Source organism: Malaciobacter canalis (assembly GCF_008000835.1).
GTDB lineage: Bacteria > Campylobacterota > Campylobacteria > Campylobacterales > Arcobacteraceae > Malaciobacter > Malaciobacter canalis.
This window is the reverse complement of record NZ_CP042812.1, coordinates 1727647-1752312: the sequence shown is the minus strand read 5'-3', so window position 1 is coordinate 1752312 and position 24666 is coordinate 1727647. Positions and strand designations below refer to the sequence as shown.

The window sequence follows — 24666 nt, the reverse complement described above, 5'->3', positions numbered from 1 at the left end:
TTTGTTTATGAAAGAGAAGATTTATTTAATTCCTGGGCTTATGACAGATGAAAGACTTTGGCAAAGAATTACTCCTTTATTAAAAGAGTATGAGTTAATTCATATTCCTATTCCTGCAATTACAGATTTTGATAAAATGAACGAGTTTTTAAAAAAGAAATTTGAAAGTGAAAAAAAAGTAAATCTTTTGGGTTTTTCTCTTGGAGGATATATTGCAACATATTTTGCAATTAAAAATCCAAGTTTCATAAATAGGCTTTTTATAGTTGCTGGAACACCAAGTGGCACAAATGAAATAGAAATAAAAAGAAGAAAACAAAAACTTCTTCAAATAGAAAAAAAAGGTTTTTCTACACTCTCTTATGAAAAAGCACTATCTTTAGTAGAAGAAAAAAACAAAAACGACAAAGAGTTAATCAATATTATGATTGATATGTTTACAAAGCTTGGTGAACATGAGTTTACTTCTCAGCTTACAAGTACTTTTTATAGAAAAGATTTACATAAAGAGTTGAAAAATTTGAATTTTTTGATTTATTATTTTTTTAGTAAAAAAGATAGACTTTTAAATCATGAATCTATTGAAAAATTAGAGCAAATGAATTTGGAACATATAAAAGTCATATTAAGGGATGGCACAAGTCATAATATTCCTTTAGAGGATCCTTTAACTTTAACAAAATATATAAAAGAGTGGATGAAAAGCAGATTAATCTAAACTAAACTGCTTTTTGTAATTTTCTTCAAGTGAAGTTTTATCTTTATAGCTAATAATATCTCCTATTTTAATTTCAATAATTAAATTTTCTGTTCTTTTTTCAATTGCTTCTTTTAAAACATCATTTGCATTTGATTTTATATAAACAGGCAAAATATCAAGTCTATTCTTAAGAGCAATTATTCTTGAGCCTTCTTTAAAACTACTAATTGGAGTATTTTCTTTATTTCTAGTACCCTCAGGAAAAATAAATATTGAGTGATTATTTTTTACTACTTCTTTTGTCTTTTTAAAGAAAGAAGACATATTATTTGATTCTCTATCAAGTAAAATAGTACCAGCATTTCTTGTAAATGTTCCAAAAAATGATGAGTTATATAACTCTTTTTTTGCAACCCAGTATCCTTTTATATCACTATCTTTTAAAGTTTGTTCTATTATTAAAGGGTCAATTATACTTCTATGATTTGAAATTAATAAGTATTGTCCTTGAGTTGGGATTTTCTGTTTATTTTCTATTTGTACTTTAATATTTAGTTTTGATAGAAGTTCTTCTGAATAATTTAATCTTAAATCCATTTTTTCTTTAGAAGTTTTAGTTTTTTTTAGCTTTATTCCATACTTATTGGTTAAGTACATAGCATATATTGCCATTTTTATTTTTTTTAGATTCAAAATAATTGTAACTATCCCTTTCATTTTTTTCATTATTAAATCATAAATTTACTTTTAATTTGATTAGTATTAAATACTTGATTGATTTTAAATACAAAAGTTATAGAATGCCCTTCCTTTCATAATCTATTTATACTAAAAGAGTATAATTAAGTTAGAATTGAAATTTATGGAGGATAAGATGAGTAAAGTGAAAAATGTAGTTGTTGCTATTGATACTTCAATCATGGCAAATGAGGTTTTAAAAAGAGCTTTTGATTTTGCAAACAAAGATATAGTATTGCATATTGTTCATTGCATTGATATTCCTTGGATAAATAAATTAAAAGAGAAAAAAGATATAGTACTTCAAACAAAAAGAAAATTAAAAGAGAGTATTAAAAAACTAAATAAAGAAAATAAACCTTTTAAACTAATAGTAAAAAAAGGAACACCCTCAACTGTTATTGTAAAAGAAGCAAAAAAATTAGATGCAAAATTAATAATAATAGGTGCATATTCAAAAGAGAATTTAAAAACAAAAATTTTAGGTTCAAATGCTCATAATATTGCACAAAAAAGTAATTTGCCTGTCTTAATAGTAAAAAATATGTTTGTAGAAAAGTATAGTAATGCAATTGCCTTTACTGATTTATCTAAAGTATCTAAAAAAAGTATAAAATTTACACAAAAGTTTTTTAAAGATTTGGATATAAAGCTTGTACATGCTTCTAAAAAAATAAGTGAGTTTGCCTTGGATTTTTATAAAATAAATGACCAGACTGACTTTTTGATCAAAGAAGCTAAAAAACAAAAACAAAAAGAAATTGATAAGTTTAAAAAAGATATTTGTATAAATGATATTGAAGTCTTAGAGAAGTCAGGTTCATATAATGAAGCTTTACTTTCATATGCAAACAAAGAAGATAAAGATCTAGTTATATTAGGTTCAAGAGGAGTTAAAACAGCAAGTTCTATGTTGTTTGGTTCTAAAAGTTCTTTTTTGATGAAATCTGTCTCTTCTGATGTGTTAGTTTACGTTCCACTTACAAAATAAGTCATAAGCAAAAATCAACATATTATTGACTACAATTTTGTTATGGAAAAAATAGATTTAATTAATAAAAAATTTTTAAGAAAAGATTTGATTTTAACAATAGCAAAATATCAAATCTATTATCAAATGGCACTTGGGGTTTTGGTTAAAGAGACTTGTTTTGATAAAAATGAGATAGAAAAGAAGTTAAAGCAACTGCAACTTGATATTGATGTTGAAAATATCTTAAATGTAATGATAGAACTTATTGACTCTTTTTATAATGATGATGAGTTTGAAATCATATTTGAAGATAATATAAAAGTAAACGCATTTTTGCATTCTTTAAAAGACTTTATTGAAAAAAATGATGATTTAACTAATAAAGAAAAAGTTCATATTTCATATAAAGAAAAAATAATGGATGATGCTTTTTTTGATGCAAAAATGCAGTTACATTTTGATGATGAATTAAAACATAGAGTTAACTATTGGGAAGAGTTAATTACAGAAAAAATAGCAGATGAAATAAAAGAGTCTGCATTAGATATGATAAAAGGTAAAAAATCATGAAATCATTAATCTTAAGTATGTTATTACTTTTATCTTTAAACGCAGGAATGAATAATAATAATGAAGAAGAGTTAAAAGAAAAAATAAAAGCAATGTCTGTAGAAAAGTTTGCTAGAACCTTAGCAAATAAAACTGCAAGTGCTGTTCCAATTAAGATTGATGCAATTACAACAGTTACTAAAGTTGTAGCTTTAGAAAATAGTGTAAGTTATTTTAAAAGTATTGATTTAAATCATGAAATGATGAAAGGTAAATGGGAAAATAAATCAGAATATTTTAAAACTGTTATGTTTGACCAAGATTCTAAAATAGTATGTAGAGTAGACTTTTTAAATCATATGATTGTAAATAAAGGCTTAGTGTTAAAATATTATTACACAGATACAGAACATAGACCTTTATTTAGTTATACTGTAAATAAACAAGATTGTTTAGAGCTTGAGAACTAAAGAGTTTAAAGAATTTTCAAATTCTTTTTTTAAACTCTTATATTTTTGTTCCCTTTAAGTTTATGTGACTATAATCTGCATTCAACTTAACGCGGAATAGAGCAGTCAGGTAGCTCGTCGGGCTCATAACCCGAAGGTCACAAGTTCAAATCTTGTTTCCGCAACCAATTAAAAAACTTACTTAAAATTTAAATCAAATTCTTCCCGTTATTTCTATTAAGTGAAATCCAAATTGAGTCTTAACAGGTCCATGTATTTTATTTAAATCTTTACTAAATACAACATCATCAAACTCTTTTACCATATCACCTTTTTTAAACATTCCAAGTTCACCACCTTTTTTACCTGATGGGCATTTTGAAAACTTTTTTGCAGCTTTTTCAAAACTAATTTCTTTATTATTTATCTCTTTTTGTATCTTTTTTGCTAACTTTTCAGTATTTACTAAAATATGTCTTGCTGTTGCTTGTTTTGCCATATAAAATCCTTTTTAAAGTAAATAGTAGCTAAAAGATTTTTTAAGTATAATTATATGAATGAATAAACTACCAATATATGAAATCTTAGATGATTTAAAATCAAAGCTGAGTACAAATAAAACAGTTATTTTACAAGCAACAACGGGTGCTGGTAAAAGTACAGTTATTCCTACAGAACTTTTAAATGAAACTTTTTTAAAAAATAAGAAAATTATAGTTTTAGAACCAAGACGAGTTGCTGCAAGATTTATTGCAAATAAATTAGCACAAAATCTAGGTGAAAAAGTAGGGCAAACAGTAGGCTATGAGATTAAACTTGATAGTTGTGTTTCTAAACAAACAAAAATATTAGTTGTAACAGAAGCTATTTTGATTAGAAAAATACAAGCAAATCAAAGTATTGATGATATTGGTTTAATAATTTTTGATGAGTTTCATGAAAGAAGTATTTATACAGATTTGTCATTGGCGTTTTCTTTACAAATACAAGATTATTTAAGAGATGATTTGAAGCTTTTAATAATGTCTGCAACATTAAATAGCAAAAAGTTATCTAATTTTTTAGATGCACCTGTAATAACTTCAATTGCAAAAAATTATGAAGTAAAAAGTATATATTTAAATCCTAGTGTAAAACAACCAAGTTATGGTGATATTTCATTGGTCGTTGATACTATTTATAAAGCTTTAAAAGATTGTAAAAAAGATATTTTAGTTTTTTTACCTGGTGTAAAACAGATAAATGAAGTAAAAAATAGCTTAAATATAAGTGAAGATATCTTAGTATTGCCTTTGTACTCAAATCTTGATAAAAAGCAACAAGATGATGCAATACAAGAACAAAGTAAAAGAAAAGTAATACTCTCAACAAATATTGCACAAACCTCTTTAACTATAAAAGGAGTTAATGTAGTAATTGATACAGGACTAGAAAAGGTTTCAAAGTATGATAGTTCAAATAGTATGAACCATTTGAACTTAAGTTTTATTTCTCATGAATCATCTATTCAAAGGCAAGGTAGAGCTGGAAGGTTAGAAGATGGAGTTTGTTATAAGTTGTGGCATGAGTCAAAACTTTTAGAAAAAACATCAGAACCAGAGATTTTAAGAGTAGATTTAACACAAACTCTTTTGGAGCTTTCATTATGGCAAATAGACAGTTTTGATGATTTAAATTGGTTAGATATACCAAATGAGACATCTATTTCACATGCAAAAGAGCTTTTAATAAGTCTAAATATGATTGATAAAGAGTATAAAATTACAACTTTTGGTAAAAAAGCCATAAGTTTGGGAATTCATCCTAGATTTGCCTATATGATTTTAAAAGCAAATGAGCTTGGATTTGCTTATGAAGCTTGTATTTTAGCATCAATTTTAAATGCAAATAGTTTACAAGGCGATATCTTATCTACTTTTATAGATTGTTATGAAAAAGATAAAAACTCAATACTTTTAAAAGAGGCAAGACAATACTTTATAAAATTAAAAAAATTTGAGTTTATTAAAAAAGAGAAATTCTCTTATGAACTTTTGGGCGTATTAGCTTTATATGCTTATCCTGATAGATTAGCAAAGTTAAGAGAAGAAAATGATACAAGATACAAGCTTAGTAATAGTAAAGGTGCAAAACTTCATAAAGATAGCTATTTGTTTAATGAAGTTTTTTTAGTTGTAGTTAATATAAATGCTAAAGCAAAAGATTCTTTTATAAATCAAGCTTTAAAAATTGAGTTTAAACATATAAAAAAGTATTTTAGTGCACATATAAAAAAAGAACAAAAAGTAAGTTTTGATAAAGAAAATAATAAAATTATATCAAGAGAAGAGATTAGTTTTTTAAATTTACAATTAGATTTGAAACCTTGTAAATTAGATGATTCAAACTTAAGTGAATTGATAATAAAGATTATTAAAGAAGAAGGTTTAGAGTTATTAAATTGGGATAAGAAATCTCTTTTATTAAAACAAAGAGTTGATTTTATAAACTATCATGATAAAAGTCTAAAGTTTCCTTCTTTTGAAAAAAAATATTTATTAGATAGTTTAGATGAATGGTTAGGTATATATTTAAGCGCTATAAAAACAATAGAGCAGTTAAAGAAATTGGATTTATATAATATACTACTTAATCTTTTATCTTGGCAACAACAACAAATTTTAAATGAGTTAGTACCTGCTTTTTTTGAAGCACCAAGTGGTTCAAAGATAAAAATAGATTACTCAAATATTGAAGTTGCAAAACTAAGTATAAAAATACAAGAGATATTTGGAGTATATGAAACACCAAAAGTTTTAAATAATAAACTTGCTTTACAAATTGAGTTATTAACTCCTGCTCAAAGACCAATACAAATTACTTATGATTTGAAAAGTTTTTGGGAAAACTCTTATGATGAGGTAAGAAAAGAGCTTCGTGGAAAGTATAAAAAACATTATTGGCCACAAAATCCTTATGAAGCACAAGCTACAAATAAAACAAAAAAGATGATGAAATAGTATTATTATATTTAATTTTTGAAGTTTATAAATTATTTACTATATAGGTGATAAAATATTGTTAAAATATAAAAGTTTAATATTTCTATAAAATCAAGGATTAAAAATGAAGAAGATAATATTGTTTATTATGATTATTCTTGCAAGTAATTTATTTGCTTCTTTTAAAGCTTCGAAAATAGTTGAAGCAAAAAGCATAATTTGGGGAATGGATTTTTATGATAAGAGTAAAGCAATCGTAAGTTTAAAAAATGGTTTCTTTGCTATTTTAGATACAAATAGTAATACTTTGAAATATATTAAAAAATTAGATGTTTATGAAAAAGGTCAAGCTGGTTTACTTGATGTAAAAACCTCTTTAAATTTTAAAAATGATAATACAATATTTTTTACATATGTTAAAAACATAGATAATATGGGTGTGACTACACTTGCAAAAGCAAAATTAGTAAATGAAAAACTTGTTAATATAGAAGATATTTTAGTTACTAAAAGTGCAACAAATACTACAAGACATTTTGGAAGTAGAATAACTTTTGATGAACATCATATCTTTTTTAGTGTAGGAGATAGGGGAGAAAGAGATAATGCGCAAGATTTAAGAAATCATGCAGGATCTATTATAAGATTGAATTTAGATGGCACAGTGCCAAAAACTAATCCTTTTTTTAATAGTAAAGATAGATTAAAAGAGATTTATAGTTATGGGCATAGGAATCCTCAAGGGCTTTTTTATGATAAAAATACGAAGATCCTTTTTTCAAATGAACATGGTCCAAGAGGTGGAGATGAAATAAACATAATTAAAAAAGCACAAAATTACGGATGGCCAAAAGTATCTTTGGGAAAAGAGTATTGGGCACCTATTAGTGTTGGAAAAACTCAAGAAAAAGGTATGATTGATCCTATTAAACAATATACTCCCTCAATTGCTCCAAGTTCACTAATAGTATATAGTGGAAAAAAATATAAAAGTTTAAAGGGTGCATTAATTTCTACAGCATTAAAACTAACTCATATAAATATTATAAAATTAGATGAAAACTTTAATCCAATAGATGAAAATAGAGTCTTTAGTGAATTAAAACAAAGAATAAGAGTAGTAACAGAAGATATTTTTGGAAATATATATTTTGCAACAGATAGTGGAAAAATATATAAGATAGTAGAAGTTAAAGAGAAAACTCTTTAACTTATTTACTTATTTGATTGAACACTTTTTAGTGATACTACATAAAGGACAGAAGTTTACAACTCCTGCTAATAGAGGTATTACACCTAAGAAAAACCAAGGGTTTTGAATAATAACACCAATAGTAATTAAAACTATTCCTACTAGTATTCTAATTGGTCTACAAATTCTTCTAATCTTCTCATATATATTCATAATATAACCTTTTTTTATGAAGTTTATATAATTATATCTTATGTAATATTAAATTTATTTGATAAGAAAAACTTATTTAATAGAATTTATTTTTACTTATATTTTTTTTATTTGTTTCCTTTTCATTTTTATATATTGGTATAGGTCTAAATTTTAAAAAGTCATCTAAGTAATTTTCATAATCATATTTATATGTAGTTAAATTTATTTTGATTATTACATCCTCTTTTGTATTGTAGATTATATCTATTGTATAAATTGGCTTTAAAAAGGGAGTTGTATTATATTTTGATTTTAAAGATAATATAGTCTCTCTTAAGGTTTTAAAATCTACATCTACAGTATTTACATACTCTTTTAATTTTTTTCTTGTTTGTTTTACATATTGATCAAAATCAAAATCATTGCTTACAATGTATTTAAACTCAACATAATTTAAATCTATTATTGCTTTATGAATAATCTCTGTTTCATTTAATGTTTTATTTTCAAGTGAAAGTAATTGACCAGTTTTTTGATTTTTGTATATTGTTTTAAATAGATTAACTTTTGTTATTTTACATATCTCATTTGGCGTATCTTTAAAATAAAACTCCATTCCCTCATATATAGTTGTTAAAATAGATGATTTATAAGCTAATCCTAAAAATATATTGTTTAATTGCTCTTTTATTGAAAAAAGTAAAATTAGTATTAGTGCTGATAATACAGGTATTATCACAGCTAGATTATTTTGAGATATTATAATAAATGAACTAAATAAAAACAGTATCGTATATATTTTAAGTAGATTTTGTCTTTTTAAATTTAGTGTTGCTTCAAGATTTATTTTTTTTAACTCTATTTTTGTTTTATTTATTTTATTTTTATGATATCGATTTAAAAAAATGATATGAATTATATATACTACTAAAAGTGTTACTGCTAATAGTATCAACCTACTATAATCAAAATTATTTAAAACATTTAATAAATTTTCTAAATCTGTAAATAAACTTTTTAAAATATTCATTGTATTTTTTCCATGCCTTATTTTTATTGTATATTATACTTTAAATTTTATTTTTATGAAGTATAGTTTAATCTAATAACTTCTTACTTTTTGTTATATTTATCTCTTTTTTTGATATAGTTGATTGATAAACAAGAACTTCTACTCCTTCTTTTCTAACTTCTTTTAAAGTTTCATAGTATTTAGAATCAATCTCTTTTGCTATTTTAAACTCTTTATCATCTGTTCTTTGAATAACATATAGCATTACAGCCCGATGACCCTCTTTTACCATATCTCTTAATTCATTTAAATGTTTGGTTCCTCTGCTTGTAACTGCATCTGGAAAAGCTAATGTATCATCAAGTTTTAAGCTTACGCTTTTTATTTCTACATAGCACTTTTTATTATCATGGTCATTTTCTAAAAGTATATCAATTCTACTATTTTTACCATATTTTTGTTCTGGTTTTAAGCTATCATAACCTTGAAGTTCTTTTATTGTTCCATTATTTATTGCTTCAATTGCTATTTTATTTGCAACTGTTGTATTAGTACAAATTAGATTTTCACCTATTTTTGTAAGTTCTAATGTATATTTTAATTTTCTTTTAGGATTATCATGGAAGCTAACCCAAACTTGGCAGTTATCTTCAATACAAGAAGTCATAGCACCGCTATTTGGAACATGTGCTGTTATCTCTTCTTTTGTATCTAATTTAATATCTGCTAAAAATCTTTTATATCTTTTTATTAATTTTCCCTCATATAATTTATCAAATTTCATAACTTGCCTTTTGTTTTTCTTATTTTATTTAAATTTACTTATTTATATCTAAAGTAATTAAAAACATCTATAAAAAGTAAATATAAGAAAAATTAGTGATATACTTCGTTTATGGAAAAAATAATATATAAACTATTTGTAGATGGAAGTGTTAATCCTAAGAAAAATATTGGTTTTGGGGCATATCTTTTTTGCAAAGAGTTAAACACTTGCAAAGAACAAAAAATCTTTACAAAAAAATTTGAAGACACTTCTTCTACAAAATTAGAAGTTCAAACATTTATATGGGCTGTAAAGCAAATTGATTGTAGTGAAAAGTTTATAGTTTATACAGACTGTCAAAATATTTTATCACTACTTAATAGAAGAGAAAAGTTACAAAATAGTAATTACACCACAAAAACAGGTAAAAAAGTTAAAAACGAAGAACTTTACAAAGAGTTTTTTTTACTTTATGATAAATATGATTTTGAAATTATAAAAGTAAAAGGGCACAAAAAAGCATCGACAAAAGATGAAATAGATGATTGCTTTTTTTTAGTGGATAAAGAATCAAGAGCTAAATTAAGAAATGAAATAATTTTATAATATTGTTATTATTTTATATTTTGGCTATAATTACATCAATTTAAAAAAATTGGTTTTATAAATATCATTCTACCAAAAAGACTTTGTCTGAACTAGTACAATCTACTTTTAATACCATAATTTAAAGATTTCAATAATAAATCATATTAAGGTATTATATGTCTCAAGAAAATAACTATCGAATAAAGTATCAAACCATTGAAGTTGGTACTTTAGATATTCACTTAAAAACTTTAAAAGATAAACAACAATTTTTTGATAAAGATGATATTGCACAAAAACTTGGTATTTCTTCTGCACAGTGGCCAATATTTGGTGTTTTATGGGAAGCTGGGGAAGTATTGGCAAATTTAATGTTAACTTATGAAATAGAAGGTAAGCGTATTTTAGAACTAGGTTGTGGTCTTGCTTTGGCAAGTATGGTTTTAAATTTAAGAGGTGCAAATATAACAGCAACAGATTATCACCCAGAAGTAGCAAGTTTTTTAAAATATAATAGCTTATTAAATAGTAAAAAAGATATTCCATACTTTCAAGCTAGTTGGGATGATAAGGTATCAATTGTTGAAAAATTTGATGTTATTATAGGAAGTGATGTTTTATATGAAAGAACCCATGTAAATTTACTTTCATCTTTTATTGAACTTTATGCAAATGAAAAATGTGAAATAATTATTATAGATCCTGCAAGGGGAAATCATAATGCATTTTGTAGAAAAATGGAAACATTTGGTTTTTCTTCAAGAAATGAAAAACCAATAACAGATTATTTACCAAAAGCTTTTAAAGGTAAAATCCTATATTTAAATAGATAATTTATTACTAAAAGTTACTATATAGGACAAAAATTGTCTTAAAATAAAAATTAGTTTCTTTGTATAATAATTCTTTCAATCAAATAGGAGTATTCTTTACTTATCAAAACAATAATTTACAAAAGGATAACAAAATGAAACATGAATTAATGACTTTACCTTATGAGAAAGATGCATTAGAACCATTAATGTCAAAAGAGACTTTAGAATTCCATTATGGAAAACACCATCAAACATATGTAAACAAATTAAACGAACTTATTGCTGGTAGTAAACATGAAGACTCTTCTTTAGTTGATATTATCAAAGATTCTGAGGGTGGAGTTTTTAATAATGCTGCTCAAGTATTTAATCATGATTTCTTCTGGAATGGATTAACTCCAAATGAGACATCAATCTCAAAAGAGTTAGAAGATGCAATCGTTGCAAACTTTGGTTCAGTAGAAGAGTTTAAAACAGAATTTACAAATAAAGCAGTAACTCACTTTGGTTCAGGTTGGGCTTGGTTAGTTAAAGATGAAGCTGGAAAATTAACTATTATTTCTACTTCAAATGCACAAACTCCAATCACTGAAGGTTTAACACCATTATTAACATGTGATGTTTGGGAACATGCATACTACATCGACTGTAGAAACGCAAGACCTGCATACTTAGAAAACTTTTGGAAACTAGTAAACTGGGATTTTGTAGCACAAAATCTAACTAAATAATTACCTATAAAGAGTCATATCTTCTTTGACTCTTTATATTCATGTATTGCTTTTACTGCTTGTACAGCTGCTGGAAGTAGTGCTTCACTTAAAGCAGGGTGAATATATAACATCTCTTTTAAATTTCTAATATCATTTTGAAGATGCATTATTGCTAAAACTTGATGTATCATAGTAGCACTTTCATATCCAATTAGATGACAACCCAAAATCTCATATGTATCTGGATTTAGAATAAATTTAGTTCTTGGATATTTGATTTTTAGTGCTTGAGCTTTTGCACTTGCAAGCCAACTTGTAGTTGATGTAACATATTTTATATTTTGTTCTTTTGCTTTTTTTTCTGTTAATCCAACACTTGCAACTTCTGGATGACTAAACACTGCATGGGGCATGTATTTGAATTTTAAAGGCTCCTTTTCATCTTCAAATAACATTTTAAATAGATGATTCATTTCAAATGCAGCAGCGTGTTGAAGCATATGTTCTCCACTTGCATCTCCTACTACATAAACACCTTCAACATCAGTTTGAAAAAACTCATCTCTTCTAATAAAACCTTTTTCATTTAGTTTTATATTGGTATTTTCAAGTTTTAAAGTATCTGCATTTGAAACTCTTCCTATTGCAAAAAGTAAAGCATCATTTTTATATGTTTCATCATTGTCTAACTCTATTTCAAAAGAGTTGTTTTTATATAATGCATTTTTAATAGATATATTAAATTTTACATTTACATTTTTGCAGTATTGTTCTTTGAAAATTTCACTTATTTCTTCATCTTCATTTTCCAAAAGAGTATCACCTCTTACTAATTGCGTTGTTTCTACTCCAATGGCATCAAAAAAGTTTGCTAACTCACAAGCTATAAAACCACCTCCAACTATTGTTATAGATTCAGGTATCTCTTTTATCAAAGGAAAAATATCATCACTTGTCCATGCATTTTCAAGAGGAACTTTTGCAGGTCTTGTTCCTGTGGCAACTATTATTTTAGGTGCAGTTAGTTTTGTGTTATTAACTTCTACTATTTTATCATCTAAAAAGCTTCCCTCACCTTTGAATATAGTTACATTTTCATTAAATTTCTTTTTATAATTTTCTTCAACACTATAAATATACTCATTTGTGCGTTTAAATATCTCTTCTTGGTCTATATTATCTACAATTGCTCTAATAAAGTGCTTTTTTGAGTCTTTTATTTCTCTAATTTTTTGGGCATAGCCTATTAAAAGTTTTGATGGAACGCAACCTCTATTTGGACATGTGCCTCCAAGAGTAGACTTTTCAATAAGTGCTACTTTTTTACCTAGTTTTCCAGCTTTTGCAGCAATATTACTAGCTCTTCCTGCTCCAATTATTATCAAATCAAAATTTTGCATATTGTATCCTTTTTTAAAAACTATTCTTCCACAAATATCTACTAAAATAATTCTAACAAATAAAAAGGATTTCAACGTGAAAAAAACATTAGTTTTACTTCTTTTGATGATAAATTTACTTTTAGCTACACAAATTTCAGCTTTTAATGAAAGTGAGTTAAAAGAGTTTAAAAATCACATACCTTTTAAAATAGAAAAAGGTATTTTAAAAGTCAATGCATTAGGTGGTTTTGCAGATGGAAGATATAAGCTTGAGAAGATTAAAAGTAAAAAAATAGATAATAGTTTATATAAATTAACTTTAGGTTTTGAAAAGAAAAAGAATAAATTCATAAGATTAAAACAAAAAAGAGTAATTTTTATTTTATATAATGGTAAAAAAATGTGGATTAAGTTTAAAGGTAAAATATATAAGTATAACTTATTTGTAGATGAATATATCATAGATGATAAAATATTTTATAAGCAAAAAAGGAGTACACTAAATGCAAAGATAGATAAGATGAACTTATTATTATCTTTTAATTGAATTATAAAGGAGTAAAATGTTGTCAAATTTAAAAGGCGACTTTTTTGGTGGTTTAACAGCTGCAATTATTGCATTACCTTTAGCTTTAGCCTTTGGTGTGGCAAGTGGTGCTGGTGCAGTTGCTGGGCTATATGGAGCAATAATATTAGGTTTTTTCGCTTCTTTATTTGGTGGTACTTCTTCTCAAATATCTGGACCTACTGGTCCAATGACAGTTGTTGTTGCAAGTGCTATTGCAATGTTTCATAATGACATTAATGCAGTAATGAGTGTTGTACTTCTTTCAGGTCTTTTTCAGATTCTATTTGGAGTTTTAAAAATAGGAAAATTTGTAAGATATATTCCTTATCCTGTGATTTCTGGATTTATGAGTGGAATTGGAGTTATTATTATAATTTTACAAATAAATCCTTTTTTAGGAGTTGATTCTGAAAGTTCTGTGTTAAAAACTATATATGAATTATCATCAACTTTTACGAACTTAAGTTTTGAGGCATTTATATTGTCTTTTTTTACTTTGTTAATTATGATTATAACTCCAAAAAAAATTGCAAGTTTAGTGCCTCCTGCACTTTTAGCATTAACTACTATGACAATAATTAGTGTATTTTTTAGTTTTGATGTAAAAACAATAGGTGAGATTCCAACTAGCTTACCAGAGTTTACAATGCCAGTTTTTGAATTTTCAAAATCTAAAGATATAATTCTTCTAGCAATAACTTTAGCACTTTTAGGAACAATTGATACTTTATTAACATCATTGGTTGCAGACTCAATTACTAAAACTAAACATAGTTCTAATAAAGAGCTAATTGGACAAGGAATTGGAAATACCCTTGTAGCTTTTGTTGGTGGAATACCAGGAGCTGGTGCTACTATGAGAACTGTTGTTAATGTAAAAAGTGGTGGAAGAACAAAATTATCAGGGATAATTCATGCTTTAGTTCTTGTATTAATTGTACTCTTTTTAGCTCCAATTGCTTCACAAATTCCATTAGCTGTATTAGCAGGTATTTTGATGAAAGTAGGACTTGATATTTTAGATTATAAGTTTTTAAAAGTTGCAAAGTATGCACCTAGAAATGATATGATAGTTATGATAATAGTTTTTTTATTAACTGTATTTGTTGATTTAATAATGGCAGTTGGTGTAGGTATTACTTTAGCTTCACTTTTAATAGTATATAGAATTTCAAAAGAGGCTAAATTAAATATCTCTTTTGAAAAAGAAGTTTTTTCAGAAGAAAAAGGAAATGAAAAAGTAAGAGTTTTAGATATAAATGGCGCTTTTTTCTTTGGTTCGGCATCTTTTTTTGAAGAAGAAATAAATAAATTATTGGATACTGAAAAATTAATTATAAACTGCACAAATGTTCCTTTTATGGACATCTCTGCAATTTTTACATTAGAAGAGCTGATTTTAAAACTTAAAGATTTAAATATAGAAATTTGTCTAGTTTTAAAACAAAGACATATTGATAAAATACAAACTGTAGATAAAAGAGAGATTTTTAAAGATATACCTATTTATAAAACAGTAAAAGAGGCTTTAGATTAAGAGTTTACTCTTTATCTAAGCCATCTACTATAATAGCACCTATTGAAGCTGGCATTGATATTACAATTATTCGTTTAATTGCAAGTAGGGTGTCTGTAAATAGTGGTAGTTTGTTAAGTGCAAAAAGTGTTAAACTTACAACTAAGATAGTTATAAAATAAGCTATGAAAATTCTAAATATAAATATAAAAACTCTTGATTTAATATTTGTTTGGAAAATACTTCCATATGTATAAATACTCAAGAAACAAACTGTTAAAAATATTAATAAACTTAAGTTTAAAGTAGGAAGAGTTTGCGCTATATCCCATGCTTCTTGTGAAAAAGAGATTGGTACACATAATGCAAATGCACCAATTATTAACTGTGAAATATCTTCTGTATTAAATCTTAAGTTTCTCAAATTTAACCTTTATTTTTTACATCATCAAAATCTTCTCTTACAATATCAATCTCTTCTTGAAATGATTTTGCATCACCATAATCAAAAAACTTGTTATATCTTGAGTGTGTATCTTTTGTTTTATCTGCATGTTTAATAGGACACCAATATTGTTCTGTTCTTCCAGCAACTTCTCTAACATATCCCATTAGACCATTGAAATATTCACAATATAGACAGTTTATTTGTTGTATTTTATTTAAATAAAATAGATTATATCTATCAATAATTATGTAATCTTTTCTATTTACTTTAGGAATTCTATAGATTGGAAAACATATTGCTTGATATAATGAAACAATAATATCAAGTAAAAAAGCAGGAATTAAAACTGACCAAATTATAGGAATTGTAAGAATAATACTTATTCTTTCTCTCCATAAATATTTAAATGAGTTTATAACCTTACTTTTATATTCATTTATATACTCTCTATCAAATTGAAATTTTTTATTAAAATTTTTGTCAAAGTAAAACTTTTCTTTATTTTTTTCATACTCTTTTTTTAAGTCTTCTTCTAAACTTTTAATTTTTGTATAGATTTCATTTATTCTGCTATTGTTTGACATATTTTCCCTTTTTAAATTTAATTATCATAGCTTTAAATACCTTAACTGTAAGTTATTAAATCATCTTTTTATGCTCTTTAGATACAATAAAAAATGAGAAAAGAATTAATAACACAAATGGGGTTTAAAAAGTTTTTAGATGAATTTAATAATCTTCTAAAAATAGAAAAGCCATATTGGGTAAAAGAAAAAGAAATAGCTGCACAATTTGGAGATAGAAGTGAAAATGCAGAGTATATAAGTGCAAAAGAACAAATAAGAAATATTGATAAAAGGCTTAGATTTTTAGATAAAATCATAAAAAATACTGAAGCTATAAAAACAGAACAACTTTCCCATGAGAAAGTAAATTTTGGTTCACAAGTTACAATACTTAATTTAGATACTAATGAAGAAAAAATGTATATTATTGTAGGCACATATGAAACAAACCCAAGTGAAAATATGATTTCAAATAAATCTCCTTTAGGCAAAGCTCTTTTAAATAAATCAAAAAATGAAGAGTTTGAATTTATAATAAATAATGAGACTTTTGTATATGAGATTTTAGATATTAAAAAATATAATTTTAAAGTAGATTGATGAATATATTAAGTTTAGAAAAAATAATAGATGAAAATTTAAAAAATAAAACGCAAGAGTACAAAAGATTATTTCATGGAAGAGGTAATTTTTATGAAGATTTTAACTATTTAACAATAGATAGCATTGATGATATTTTATTTGCAACAATTTTTGAAGAAATAAATAAAGATATTGAAAAAGAGATTATTGATTTTTTAGAAAAAATATATGAAAAGTATTACTATAAAACATTAGTTTTGCAAAGAAGATATTTAAATAATGGTGAAAATGAAGTTTTAAAAGGAACTTTAAATAAACAAAATCATGCAATAGAAAATGGTTTAAAATATAGTATTAATTTTTCAAATAAAAATATTGGATTTTTTGCAGATATGAAAAAAGGTCGTCAATTTGTATATGAAAATGCAAAAGATAAAAAAGTATTAAATCTTTTCTCTTATACATGCTCTTTTAGTGTGTGTGCAATTAAAGGTGAAGCAAAAGAAGTTGTCAATATTGATATGGCAAAAAATGCATTAAATACTGGACGTTTAAATCACCAAATAAATAATCTTGATACCAAAAATGTAAAGTTTCTACCCTATAATATACTAAAATCATGGGGAAAAATAAAAAAATTTGGACCTTATGATCTTATAATTATAGATCCACCTTCTTTTCAAAAAGGAAGTTTTGCTGCAACAAAAGATTATGAAAAAATAATTAAAAGATTAGACTCTTTAGCTTCTGAAAAATGTATAATTTTAAGCTGTTTAAATGCGCCAGAATTAGATACAGATTTTATAAAAAGCTTATTTGAAAAGTTTGCACCTGAATTTAAATATGTAAAAAGATTAGATAATTTAGAAGAGTTTATTTCAAAAGATAAAGAAAAAAGTTTAAAAAATATGATATTTGAAAAATCATAAAATTATATTTGTAGCCCCATAGCATTATGAGGCTATATTAGTATTTGGATTTATACACTCTTTTAATATTGTTACACTTGTATAAATAAAAAACATTACACTAATTGCAACAAAAGACAAAGCTGCTTTAATCATCTTAAATCCTTTCTTAATTTATTTTGTTATTTTAATTTTATAATTTAAGTATTACAAAATGGTTGCAATTTAAAACTATTAAGATAGAAAAAATTTAAATAAATTTACAAAAAATGGCAGAAAGTTTTAAAATAAAATAAAATTTTGTTATACTTTTGCTTTTAAATTTTAAAATTAGATAATAATTAAATTATAGTGATAGGATTTATATGGCTCAAAATGGTTTACTACAAAGATATCTCAATGGAAATTTAGTCTTGCAAATTTTAATAGGTATTGTTCTTGGTGTTGTTGTTGGTTTTTTATCGAAGGATTTAGCAAATGCTGTTTCTATTCTTGGAGTTTTATTTGTTGGAGCATTAAAAGCAATAGCTCCTATATTAGTTTTTATTTTAGTATCAACTGCAATTGCTACAAAAGAGATGGGAGTTCAGACTAAAATAAAACCAATTATAATTTTATATTTAGTAGGTACTTTTTTAGCTGCATTGGTTGCTGTTAGTGCAAGTTTTTTATTTCCTATTGAATTGGTTCTTCCTGATGCACAAGAAAGCTCTTTAACTCCTCCTGATAGTGTAATATCTGTATTAAAAGGTGTTTTATTTAATATGGTAGACAATCCAATAAATGCTCTTCAAACTGGGAACTTTATAGGTATTTTAGTTTGGGCAATTGCATTGGGGTTTGCCATGCACTATAGTAGTGAAGATACTAAAAATGTATTTTTTGATATATCTTTAGGTGTTACAAAAATTGTAAAATTTATTATTAAACTTGCTCCTTTAGGTATTTTTGGTCTTGTTGCAAATACTTTTGCAAAAACAGGATTTGATGCACTTTTTAGTTATGGAAAAATCTTAGCTTTATTAGTAGGAACAATGCTTTTTATAGCATTTGTAGTAAATCCTATAATTGTATTTATTAAAATAAAAAAGAATCCTTTCCCTTTAATTTTTACTTGTATAAAAGATAGTGCGATAACTGCATTTTTCACAAGAAGTAGTGCTGCTAATATTCCTGTAAATATGAACCTTTGTAAAAAATTGAATCTTGATGAAAATACTTACTCTGTTTCTATTCCTTTAGGAGCTAGTACAAATATGGCAGGAGCAGCTGTTACTATTACTATTTTAACTTTAGCAACTGTACATACTTTAGGAATTACTGTTGATTTAGGAACTGCACTTTTACTTAGTATTATATCAGCATTAGCTGCTTGTGGAGCTTCTGGTGTTGCTGGTGGTTCACTTCTTTTAATACCACTTGCTTGTTCACTTTTTGGAATCTCAAATGATATTGCGCTTCAAGTAGTTGCAATTGGTTTTGTAATTGGCGTGGTTCAAGACTCACTTGAAACGGCATTAAACTCTTCAACTGATGTACTTTTTACTGCAAGTTGCGCTTCAAAGGCTTAATTAAGCTCTTTGAGTATATGCTATAATCTAATAAATTATTTTAAAGGTTATAGCATATGAGTATTATCTCTTCTGTTATTATTTTTATCAGAAAAACCTTCTTTAACTTCTGCTTTAATGCTTTTTGCAAGTGGAGGAATTTTGTACTTAATTTTTCAAGATATTGCACCTAGTTTAAAATATAAAAATAATAGGATTCTTGCTATTGGCGTAAATATTGGTTTTATTGTGGGTATTTATGGGAATAGTTTTACATAATTTATGCGTATATATTAAGAAAAGTTATAATATATACTGTTTTATGTTTCTTTATGATAAAATTTTCGGCTAATTTTACTTAAAAATCATGGGGAAATATATGAAAAAAAATCGTTGGCTTATGGCTCTTGCTGCTGTTGGTGTACATATTTGTATAGGGTCTGTTTATGCTTGGAGTGTTTATGTAAATCCTATTCAAGAACAGATGAAGTGGGATTTAACTGATGTGACAATAGCATTTAGTATTGCTATATTCTTTCTTGGCTTATCTGCTGCACTTATGGGTAAATTTGTTGAAAAAAATGGACCTAGAGTATCTGCAACAATTGCAGCTTTTGCTTTTGGTATAGGAACTGCTGGTTCTGGACTTGCCATTTTAATGGAATCAAAACTTTTACTTTATTTTTTTTATGGAGTCTTAGGTGGATGTGGATTAGGAATAGGTTATATTTCACCAGTATCAACTTTAGTAAAATGGTTTCCTGATAAAAGAGGTCTTGCAACAGGACTTGCAATTATGGGATTTGGTTTTGCTTCAGCTATTTCAGGTCCAGCAATAAAGTTATTAATTGGTTCTGTGGGAATTGCAAATACATTTTTTATTTTAGGAAGTGTTTATTTTATCGTAATGTTTATTTCAGCAATGTATTTGCAAGCTCCAAAAGAGGGCTATATGCCAAAGAAATTTAAGAAAAAAATCAAAGAGGGTAAAAAGAAAATCAAAAAAGATTTATCTAGTATGGGCTTAAATGAAGCTATAAAAACACCTAGGTTTTATGGTCTATGGATTATGTTATTTATAAATGTAACATGTGGAATTGCAATAATTGGAGTTGCTTCTCCTCTTCTTGAAGAAGTTATGGGTATTACGGCTCTTGCAGCTGCTGCTGCAGTTGGTTTAATGGGTGTCTTTAATGGACTTGGAAGAATTTTTTGGGCTAGTATTTCTGATTTTTTAACAAGACCTATTGTTTATATAATATTTTTTGCAACACAAGCAGTTGCTTTTTATGCTTTACCAAATATTAGTGAGCTTATACTATTTCAAATTGTCTTATATTTTATAATGTCTTGTTATGGTGGTGGATTTGCTTCAATTCCTGCTTATATTGGAGATATTTTTGGAACAAAAGAGTTAGGTGCTATTCATGGGTATATTTTAACTGCTTGGGCAGCAGCTGGACTTGTAGGACCTTTAATTATTTCAAATGTAAAAGATGTAACAGGAAGTTATTCTCAAACATTATATGTATTTTCAGGCTTTTTTTGTATCGCATTAGTTGTTTCTATTTCAATGCTTTTAAATATAAAAAACTTGAAAAAAGAGTTAGAAGATTAAAACAAAAGGGCAAAAAGCCTTTTTGCGTGTTAAATCGTATGATTTAATAGATTTATTAGTACTATTTTTATATTATACACGGTTAAAAATACAATAAGGTTTACTTTGGTTGAAATTAAAAATTTAAATAAATATTATGGGCAGATGAAAGTACTAAATGATATTAACCTTACTATTGAAAAAGGTGATATTTTTGCTATTGTAGGGCATAGTGGTGCTGGAAAATCTACACTTTTAAGATGTATTAATGGACTTGAAGGTTATCATGATGGTTCACTTATAGTAAATAATAAAGAAGTAAAAACATTAAAAAGTACTAAATTAAATGAGTTTAGAAAAAAAATTGGAATGATTTTTCAACACTTTTCACTTCTTCAAAGGAAAACAGTTTATGAAAATGTCTCTTTACCTATGGAAATTTGGGGATATAAAGAGAGTGAAATAAAGAAAAAAGTTGATGATTTATTGCATCTTGTTGGACTTTCTAATAAAGCTAAGTCATATCCAAAAGAGTTAAGTGGTGGACAAAAACAAAGAGTTGCAATTGCAAGAGCATTAACACTTGATCCTGATATTTTATTAAGTGATGAAGCAACTTCTGCTCTTGATCCAAATACTACAACATCAATTTTAAATCTTTTAAAAAAAATTAATGCAGAATTAAATATTACTATTATTTTAGTAACTCATGAAATGGAAGTAGTAAAACAAATAGCACAGAAAGCTTTACTTTTAGAGTATGGAAATATAATAGGTTTAGATGTAACAGAAGATCTGTTTTTGCAACCTGATGCAAAAATGAAAAGATTTTTAGGTGAGGATGAAGTAGTACCACAAGAGGGAGTAAATATAAAAATATACTTTCCAAAAGATAATGCACACCAATCACTTATTACTTCAATGGCAAGAGAGTTAAATATGGATTTCAATATTGTTTGGGGAAAACTTGAAGAGATAAACACTCATATTATTGGAAATATGGTTATAAATATTCAAGAAGAGCAAAAAGATGAGGTTTGCAAATATTTAGAAAATAGACAAATTACTTGGGAGGTATTAAAATGATAGATATTTTATTGCCAGCAATTTGGGAAACTATATATATGAGTGTAGTTTCAACTTCAATTGCTGTTATTATAGGTTTTTTTACAGCTATTGTTTTAATACTTACACAAAAAGATGGATTGATGGAGAATATACAACTATATAGAGTTTTAGATGTAGTTATAAATACTTTAAGATCTTTTCCTTTTATTATTTTAATGATTGTATTATTCCCTGTGACAAAAATGATAGTTGGAAAAAGTATTGGAACAACTGCTGCTATAGTTCCACTTACAATTGGTGCTGCTCCTTTTATTGCAAGATTAATTGAGAGTGCTTTAAAAGAGGTTGATCAAGGTGTTATTGAAGCTGCAAAATCATTTGGAGCTGGAAATTTCCAGATAATATTTAGAATAATGTTAGTTGAAGCATTGCCTGGTATTATTTCAGCCATTACTTTAACTTTAATTACTGTTGTTGGGTTTTCTGCAATGGCTGGGGCTGTTGGAGGCGGAGGACTTGGTGATGTAGCAATCAAATATGGTTACTATAGATTCCAAACTGACATTATGATGTATACTGTATTGGTTTTAATCATAATAGTACAGATATTTCAAAGTTTAGGTGATTATTTATATAAAATTACAAAAAAATAAAGGAAGGAAATAAATGAATAATTTTTTTAAAGTTGTTTTAGTTGCACTAGTTGCATTGTTTTTAGGTGCTTGTTCAGATAATAATGATAAGCAAGAACAAAAAGTTCAAGAGAAGAAAGTTATAAAAGTTGGAGCTACTCCAATTCCACATGCAGAGATTTTACAAGAAGTAAAAAAAATCTTAGCAAAAGATGGTTACACACTAGAAATTGTTGAGTTTACTGATTATGTTACTCCAAATATTGCAGTTGAAGAGGGTGAATTAGATGCTAACTTTTTCCAACATTTACCATATATGGATGAATTTAATAAAAATAAAAATACTCACTTAGTTAAAACTGTAAATGTTCACTTAGAGCCAATGGGAATCTATTCAAACAAAATAAAATCATTAAAAGAGATTAAAGAGGGTGATACAATAGCTGTACCAAATGATCCAACAAATGAGAGTAGAGCTTTAGATATTTTACAAAGAGAAGGTTTATTAACATTTAATGATGTAGAATTAAAAACTGCAAAAGATATTTTAGATAATCCAAAAAATCTTAAAATTGAAGAGTTAGATGCTCCTCAATTACCAAGAGTTTTAGATGAAGTTACAGCAGCAGTTATTAATACAAACTATGCATTATTATCAAATCTTAATCCATTAAAAGATGCTTTAGCAATTGAATCAAAAGATTCTCCTTATGCAAATATTGTAACTATTAAAGCAGGTAATGAAAATAAAGAGTATATTAAAGCTTTAAATAAAGCAATAACTTCTGAAGAGATTAAAAACTTTATTAGAACAAAATATGAAGGTTCTATTATAGAAGCTTTCTAAAATTGTTAAAAAAAGGGGTTATTCTCCTCTTTTTTAACAATTAACTACTATTTTCTTTACAATAAATTTCCCTTTAGGTATAATCTTATAAATAAATATGAGGGAAAAGTATCAAATGATACAAAACTAATAACTTGCAAGAATTTAAAATTACAGACGAAATAAAAAACTTAGATTTAACAAATATAAGAAGCAATCTTTTTCATTATAAATATGATAATAAATATTTGAAAAATCTTTATACAAAAGATGGAACTTTAAAAGAGGAATCAAAAGAGAGTCCTACTTATCATAGTTTCAAAGGTGAAGTATTTGAAAATATTATTTATGAACATTTATTAAGATTTGCACAAAACAATGATGAAATAAAGCGTTTTGTTTTAAAAGGTCCTCATCAAAATAAAAATAATATATTTAAAAAAAATGGACTTTTAATAGATAAAGGTGCTCAAATTGTTTATAAATCAGTTTATAAAGATATTAGCGAATTTGATGCATTGTTTTTTACAAAAGATAGTATATATTTTGTAGAAATGAGTAAATCAAAAAAAACTTCGGGTTTAAATAAAAGATTATTTAAAAAATTTGCTTTATTAAAATTACTATTTCCAAGTTTTGAGATTAAGGCACTTATTGTTTTAACACAAGGTTCTATAGGTCTTAGTAGATTTCCAGATTATTGTACAATTTGGATTACTAAAGAGTTTGATGATGAACAGATTTTAAAAGAGCTTATATTAAATAAAGTTAAAAAAGAGAGTTTAATAGAGTATAAAGATAAAAAGTTTATTGAAGCTTTAAATGTAAGGTATAAAAAATTTTCTTACTTTGAAACGCTAGAGTGGATTTTGCATAAAAGTAGGGCTCACCAAACTCATGCTGTTGATTTGAGCTTTTTTAAATGTAAAAAATTATCTTTGTATTTTGATATATTTACTAAACTTTATATAGGTTTTATAACAATAAAAGATTTTAAACAACTTGTTCCTTATGAAGGTGATGTTAAAGATAATAAAGTGATTGTAACAATAGAAAAAATAAATCAAAAAAAGTTTGAAATTGTTTACTATTTAAGACAGACAAATCATAAATTAAAAAGAGTATCATATTCAAAAGAGAAATTATCTATTGAAGATAAAGATCCTGAAGGATTTACTAATAAAGAGACAAGATTTATCTCTAAAATTTTATTACCTGAACATAGACTTCTTATAAAAAATATAAATAATTTAAGTAAGAAACTAGAAGAGAAATATTTAGTAAGTTTGTAATTCTTATATAATAAGAACTTCTTTTATTCTTTTTTTATTAAAAGCTAATATAATAGCGAA

The 24666-nt window shown here is 25.8% G+C and carries 27 protein-coding genes and 1 tRNA gene; 20 read left to right on the top strand and 8 right to left on the bottom strand.

Features of this window, described 5'->3' with window-relative positions:
* The first annotated feature begins 7 nt into the window (after positions 1 to 7).
* On the top strand, positions 8 to 718 hold the full coding sequence (locus tag ACAN_RS08655; protein WP_099333458.1) for an alpha/beta fold hydrolase: 711 nt from the start codon (positions 8 to 10) through the stop codon (positions 716 to 718).
* Here ACAN_RS08655 and ACAN_RS08650 read toward each other — a convergent pair.
* Entirely contained in the window at positions 710 to 1426 is a 717-nt protein-coding gene (locus ACAN_RS08650; RefSeq protein ID WP_228150596.1) for a lysophospholipid acyltransferase family protein, read from the bottom strand. The two genes, ACAN_RS08655 and ACAN_RS08650, sit on opposite strands and share 9 nt — an antisense overlap.
* A 148-nt stretch (positions 1427 to 1574) precedes the next feature.
* On the opposite strand from ACAN_RS08650, the gene ACAN_RS08645 reads away from it, so the two are divergent.
* From ACAN_RS08645 to ACAN_RS08630, 4 genes are all read left to right on the top strand, one after another.
* Entirely contained in the window at positions 1575 to 2429 is an 855-nt protein-coding gene (locus ACAN_RS08645; RefSeq protein WP_165773029.1) for a universal stress protein, read from the top strand.
* A 42-nt stretch (positions 2430 to 2471) separates the two neighbouring features.
* Positions 2472 to 2981, top strand: a complete 510-nt coding sequence (locus ACAN_RS08640; RefSeq protein WP_099333456.1) for a hypothetical protein — start codon at positions 2472 to 2474, stop codon at positions 2979 to 2981.
* Entirely contained in the window at positions 2978 to 3430 is a 453-nt protein-coding gene (locus tag ACAN_RS08635; RefSeq protein ID WP_099333455.1) for a hypothetical protein, read from the top strand. The genes ACAN_RS08640 and ACAN_RS08635 overlap by 4 nt, the downstream gene beginning before the upstream one ends.
* A gap of 90 nt (positions 3431 to 3520) precedes the next feature.
* Positions 3521 to 3597, top strand: a tRNA-Met gene (locus tag ACAN_RS08630).
* Positions 3598 to 3623: 26 nt separating this feature from the next.
* Here ACAN_RS08630 and ACAN_RS08625 read toward each other — a convergent pair.
* Positions 3624 to 3908: a peptidylprolyl isomerase gene (locus ACAN_RS08625; protein ID WP_079580202.1), complete on the bottom strand. Its 285-nt coding sequence runs from the start codon at positions 3906 to 3908 to the stop codon at positions 3624 to 3626.
* Between the two features lie 58 nt (positions 3909 to 3966).
* On the opposite strand from ACAN_RS08625, the gene hrpB reads away from it, so the two are divergent.
* Together hrpB and ACAN_RS08615 are read left to right on the top strand one after the other, a co-directional pair.
* On the top strand, positions 3967 to 6408 hold the full coding sequence (hrpB, locus tag ACAN_RS08620; RefSeq protein ID WP_099333454.1) for an ATP-dependent helicase HrpB: 2442 nt from the start codon (positions 3967 to 3969) through the stop codon (positions 6406 to 6408).
* Between the two features lie 106 nt (positions 6409 to 6514).
* Positions 6515 to 7600, top strand: a complete 1086-nt coding sequence (locus tag ACAN_RS08615; RefSeq protein WP_099333453.1) for a PQQ-dependent sugar dehydrogenase — start codon at positions 6515 to 6517, stop codon at positions 7598 to 7600.
* Positions 7601 to 7609: 9 nt separating this feature from the next.
* On the opposite strand, the gene ACAN_RS08610 is transcribed toward ACAN_RS08615, so the two are convergent.
* The 3 genes from ACAN_RS08610 to sfsA form a co-directional block, all read right to left on the bottom strand.
* Positions 7610 to 7795, bottom strand: a complete 186-nt coding sequence (locus ACAN_RS08610) for a YgaP family membrane protein (protein ID WP_099333452.1) — start codon at positions 7793 to 7795, stop codon at positions 7610 to 7612.
* A gap of 76 nt (positions 7796 to 7871) precedes the next feature.
* A complete protein-coding gene (locus tag ACAN_RS08605; protein WP_099333451.1) occupies positions 7872 to 8807 on the bottom strand; it encodes a hypothetical protein in 936 nt (311 codons plus the stop codon).
* A 67-nt stretch (positions 8808 to 8874) separates the two neighbouring features.
* Positions 8875 to 9573 carry a DNA/RNA nuclease SfsA gene (gene sfsA / locus ACAN_RS08600; protein ID WP_099333450.1) on the bottom strand — a complete coding sequence of 233 codons (699 nt, stop codon included), beginning with the start codon at positions 9571 to 9573 and terminating at the stop codon, positions 8875 to 8877.
* A 111-nt stretch (positions 9574 to 9684) separates the two neighbouring features.
* Here sfsA and ACAN_RS08595 point away from each other — a divergent pair, with 111 nt between their 5' ends.
* From ACAN_RS08595 to ACAN_RS08585, 3 genes are all read left to right on the top strand, one after another.
* Positions 9685 to 10161, top strand: coding sequence for a ribonuclease HI (locus ACAN_RS08595; RefSeq protein WP_099333449.1), 477 nt, complete (start codon positions 9685 to 9687; stop codon positions 10159 to 10161).
* 158 nt (positions 10162 to 10319) lie between these two features.
* Positions 10320 to 10976, top strand: coding sequence for a class I SAM-dependent methyltransferase (locus ACAN_RS08590; protein WP_099333448.1), 657 nt, complete (start codon positions 10320 to 10322; stop codon positions 10974 to 10976).
* 134 nt (positions 10977 to 11110) lie between these two features.
* A complete protein-coding gene (locus ACAN_RS08585; protein WP_099333447.1) occupies positions 11111 to 11689 on the top strand; it encodes a superoxide dismutase in 579 nt (192 codons plus the stop codon).
* A 14-nt stretch (positions 11690 to 11703) separates the two neighbouring features.
* Here the strand turns inward: ACAN_RS08585 and ACAN_RS08580 are convergent, their stop codons facing one another.
* Positions 11704 to 13071 carry a dihydrolipoyl dehydrogenase family protein gene (locus ACAN_RS08580; protein ID WP_099333446.1) on the bottom strand — a complete coding sequence of 456 codons (1368 nt, stop codon included), beginning with the start codon at positions 13069 to 13071 and terminating at the stop codon, positions 11704 to 11706.
* 76 nt (positions 13072 to 13147) lie between these two features.
* Here ACAN_RS08580 and ACAN_RS08575 point away from each other — a divergent pair, with 76 nt between their 5' ends.
* Positions 13148 to 13600 (top strand): hypothetical protein, encoded by a 453-nt coding sequence (locus ACAN_RS08575; RefSeq protein WP_099333445.1) that lies wholly within the window; start codon positions 13148 to 13150, stop codon positions 13598 to 13600.
* A 16-nt stretch (positions 13601 to 13616) separates the two neighbouring features.
* Positions 13617 to 15158: a SulP family inorganic anion transporter gene (locus tag ACAN_RS08570; RefSeq protein WP_099333444.1), complete on the top strand. Its 1542-nt coding sequence runs from the start codon at positions 13617 to 13619 to the stop codon at positions 15156 to 15158.
* Positions 15159 to 15162: 4 nt separating this feature from the next.
* Here ACAN_RS08570 and ACAN_RS08565 read toward each other — a convergent pair whose 3' ends face one another.
* On the bottom strand, positions 15163 to 15561 hold the full coding sequence (locus ACAN_RS08565) for a DUF2391 family protein (RefSeq protein WP_099333443.1): 399 nt from the start codon (positions 15559 to 15561) through the stop codon (positions 15163 to 15165).
* Positions 15562 to 15563: 2 nt separating this feature from the next.
* Positions 15564 to 16169, bottom strand: a complete 606-nt coding sequence (locus ACAN_RS08560) for a hypothetical protein (protein ID WP_099310253.1) — start codon at positions 16167 to 16169, stop codon at positions 15564 to 15566.
* Between the two features lie 93 nt (positions 16170 to 16262).
* On the opposite strand from ACAN_RS08560, the gene ACAN_RS08555 reads away from it, so the two are divergent.
* The 8 genes from ACAN_RS08555 (at position 16263) to ACAN_RS08520 (ending at position 24606) form a co-directional block, all read left to right on the top strand.
* Positions 16263 to 16751: a GreA/GreB family elongation factor gene (locus tag ACAN_RS08555; protein ID WP_099333442.1), complete on the top strand. Its 489-nt coding sequence runs from the start codon at positions 16263 to 16265 to the stop codon at positions 16749 to 16751.
* Positions 16751 to 17662 carry a class I SAM-dependent methyltransferase gene (locus ACAN_RS08550; protein ID WP_099333441.1) on the top strand — a complete coding sequence of 304 codons (912 nt, stop codon included), beginning with the start codon at positions 16751 to 16753 and terminating at the stop codon, positions 17660 to 17662. The genes ACAN_RS08555 and ACAN_RS08550 overlap by 1 nt, the downstream gene beginning before the upstream one ends.
* A gap of 344 nt (positions 17663 to 18006) precedes the next feature.
* Complete coding sequence (gene sstT, locus ACAN_RS08545; protein ID WP_099333440.1) at positions 18007 to 19212, top strand: serine/threonine transporter SstT; 1206 nt, start codon at positions 18007 to 18009, stop codon at positions 19210 to 19212.
* A gap of 358 nt (positions 19213 to 19570) precedes the next feature.
* The gene (locus ACAN_RS08540; protein WP_099333439.1) at positions 19571 to 20809 is read left to right on the top strand and encodes an L-lactate MFS transporter; all 1239 of its coding nucleotides are present in this window, start codon (positions 19571 to 19573) and stop codon (positions 20807 to 20809) included.
* Between the two features lie 105 nt (positions 20810 to 20914).
* Positions 20915 to 21874 carry a methionine ABC transporter ATP-binding protein gene (locus ACAN_RS08535; RefSeq protein WP_099333438.1) on the top strand — a complete coding sequence of 320 codons (960 nt, stop codon included), beginning with the start codon at positions 20915 to 20917 and terminating at the stop codon, positions 21872 to 21874.
* The gene (locus ACAN_RS08530) at positions 21871 to 22509 is read left to right on the top strand and encodes a methionine ABC transporter permease (RefSeq protein ID WP_079579918.1); all 639 of its coding nucleotides are present in this window, start codon (positions 21871 to 21873) and stop codon (positions 22507 to 22509) included. The genes ACAN_RS08535 and ACAN_RS08530 overlap by 4 nt, the downstream gene beginning before the upstream one ends.
* A gap of 13 nt (positions 22510 to 22522) precedes the next feature.
* Positions 22523 to 23335 carry a MetQ/NlpA family ABC transporter substrate-binding protein gene (locus ACAN_RS08525; RefSeq protein WP_079579917.1) on the top strand — a complete coding sequence of 271 codons (813 nt, stop codon included), beginning with the start codon at positions 22523 to 22525 and terminating at the stop codon, positions 23333 to 23335.
* Positions 23336 to 23469: 134 nt separating this feature from the next.
* Positions 23470 to 24606 carry a hypothetical protein gene (locus tag ACAN_RS08520; protein ID WP_079579916.1) on the top strand — a complete coding sequence of 379 codons (1137 nt, stop codon included), beginning with the start codon at positions 23470 to 23472 and terminating at the stop codon, positions 24604 to 24606.
* The last annotated feature ends 60 nt before the right edge of the window (positions 24607 to 24666 follow it).

What these genes read in the sequence shown, in the direction of transcription:
- ACAN_RS08655 (WP_099333458.1), top strand. Translation starts at nt 8, where the DNA reads ATGAAAGAGAAGATTTATTTAATTCCTGGGCTTATGACAGATGAAAGA.
- ACAN_RS08650 (WP_228150596.1), bottom strand. Translation starts at nt 1,426, where the DNA reads ATGAAAAAAATGAAAGGGATAGTTACAATTATTTTGAATCTAAAAAAA.
- ACAN_RS08645 (WP_165773029.1), top strand. Translation starts at nt 1,575, where the DNA reads ATGAGTAAAGTGAAAAATGTAGTTGTTGCTATTGATACTTCAATCATG.
- ACAN_RS08640 (WP_099333456.1), top strand. Translation starts at nt 2,472, where the DNA reads ATGGAAAAAATAGATTTAATTAATAAAAAATTTTTAAGAAAAGATTTG.
- ACAN_RS08635 (WP_099333455.1), top strand. Translation starts at nt 2,978, where the DNA reads ATGAAATCATTAATCTTAAGTATGTTATTACTTTTATCTTTAAACGCA.
- ACAN_RS08625 (WP_079580202.1), bottom strand. Translation starts at nt 3,908, where the DNA reads ATGGCAAAACAAGCAACAGCAAGACATATTTTAGTAAATACTGAAAAG.
- hrpB (WP_099333454.1), top strand. Translation starts at nt 3,967, where the DNA reads ATGAATAAACTACCAATATATGAAATCTTAGATGATTTAAAATCAAAG.
- ACAN_RS08615 (WP_099333453.1), top strand. Translation starts at nt 6,515, where the DNA reads ATGAAGAAGATAATATTGTTTATTATGATTATTCTTGCAAGTAATTTA.
- ACAN_RS08610 (WP_099333452.1), bottom strand. Translation starts at nt 7,795, where the DNA reads ATGAATATATATGAGAAGATTAGAAGAATTTGTAGACCAATTAGAATA.
- ACAN_RS08605 (WP_099333451.1), bottom strand. Translation starts at nt 8,807, where the DNA reads ATGAATATTTTAAAAAGTTTATTTACAGATTTAGAAAATTTATTAAAT.
- sfsA (WP_099333450.1), bottom strand. Translation starts at nt 9,573, where the DNA reads ATGAAATTTGATAAATTATATGAGGGAAAATTAATAAAAAGATATAAA.
- ACAN_RS08595 (WP_099333449.1), top strand. Translation starts at nt 9,685, where the DNA reads ATGGAAAAAATAATATATAAACTATTTGTAGATGGAAGTGTTAATCCT.
- ACAN_RS08590 (WP_099333448.1), top strand. Translation starts at nt 10,320, where the DNA reads ATGTCTCAAGAAAATAACTATCGAATAAAGTATCAAACCATTGAAGTT.
- ACAN_RS08585 (WP_099333447.1), top strand. Translation starts at nt 11,111, where the DNA reads ATGAAACATGAATTAATGACTTTACCTTATGAGAAAGATGCATTAGAA.
- ACAN_RS08580 (WP_099333446.1), bottom strand. Translation starts at nt 13,071, where the DNA reads ATGCAAAATTTTGATTTGATAATAATTGGAGCAGGAAGAGCTAGTAAT.
- ACAN_RS08570 (WP_099333444.1), top strand. Translation starts at nt 13,617, where the DNA reads ATGTTGTCAAATTTAAAAGGCGACTTTTTTGGTGGTTTAACAGCTGCA.
- ACAN_RS08560 (WP_099310253.1), bottom strand. Translation starts at nt 16,169, where the DNA reads ATGTCAAACAATAGCAGAATAAATGAAATCTATACAAAAATTAAAAGT.
- ACAN_RS08555 (WP_099333442.1), top strand. Translation starts at nt 16,263, where the DNA reads ATGAGAAAAGAATTAATAACACAAATGGGGTTTAAAAAGTTTTTAGAT.
- ACAN_RS08550 (WP_099333441.1), top strand. Translation starts at nt 16,751, where the DNA reads ATGAATATATTAAGTTTAGAAAAAATAATAGATGAAAATTTAAAAAAT.
- sstT (WP_099333440.1), top strand. Translation starts at nt 18,007, where the DNA reads ATGGCTCAAAATGGTTTACTACAAAGATATCTCAATGGAAATTTAGTC.
- ACAN_RS08540 (WP_099333439.1), top strand. Translation starts at nt 19,571, where the DNA reads ATGAAAAAAAATCGTTGGCTTATGGCTCTTGCTGCTGTTGGTGTACAT.
- ACAN_RS08530 (WP_079579918.1), top strand. Translation starts at nt 21,871, where the DNA reads ATGATAGATATTTTATTGCCAGCAATTTGGGAAACTATATATATGAGT.
- ACAN_RS08525 (WP_079579917.1), top strand. Translation starts at nt 22,523, where the DNA reads ATGAATAATTTTTTTAAAGTTGTTTTAGTTGCACTAGTTGCATTGTTT.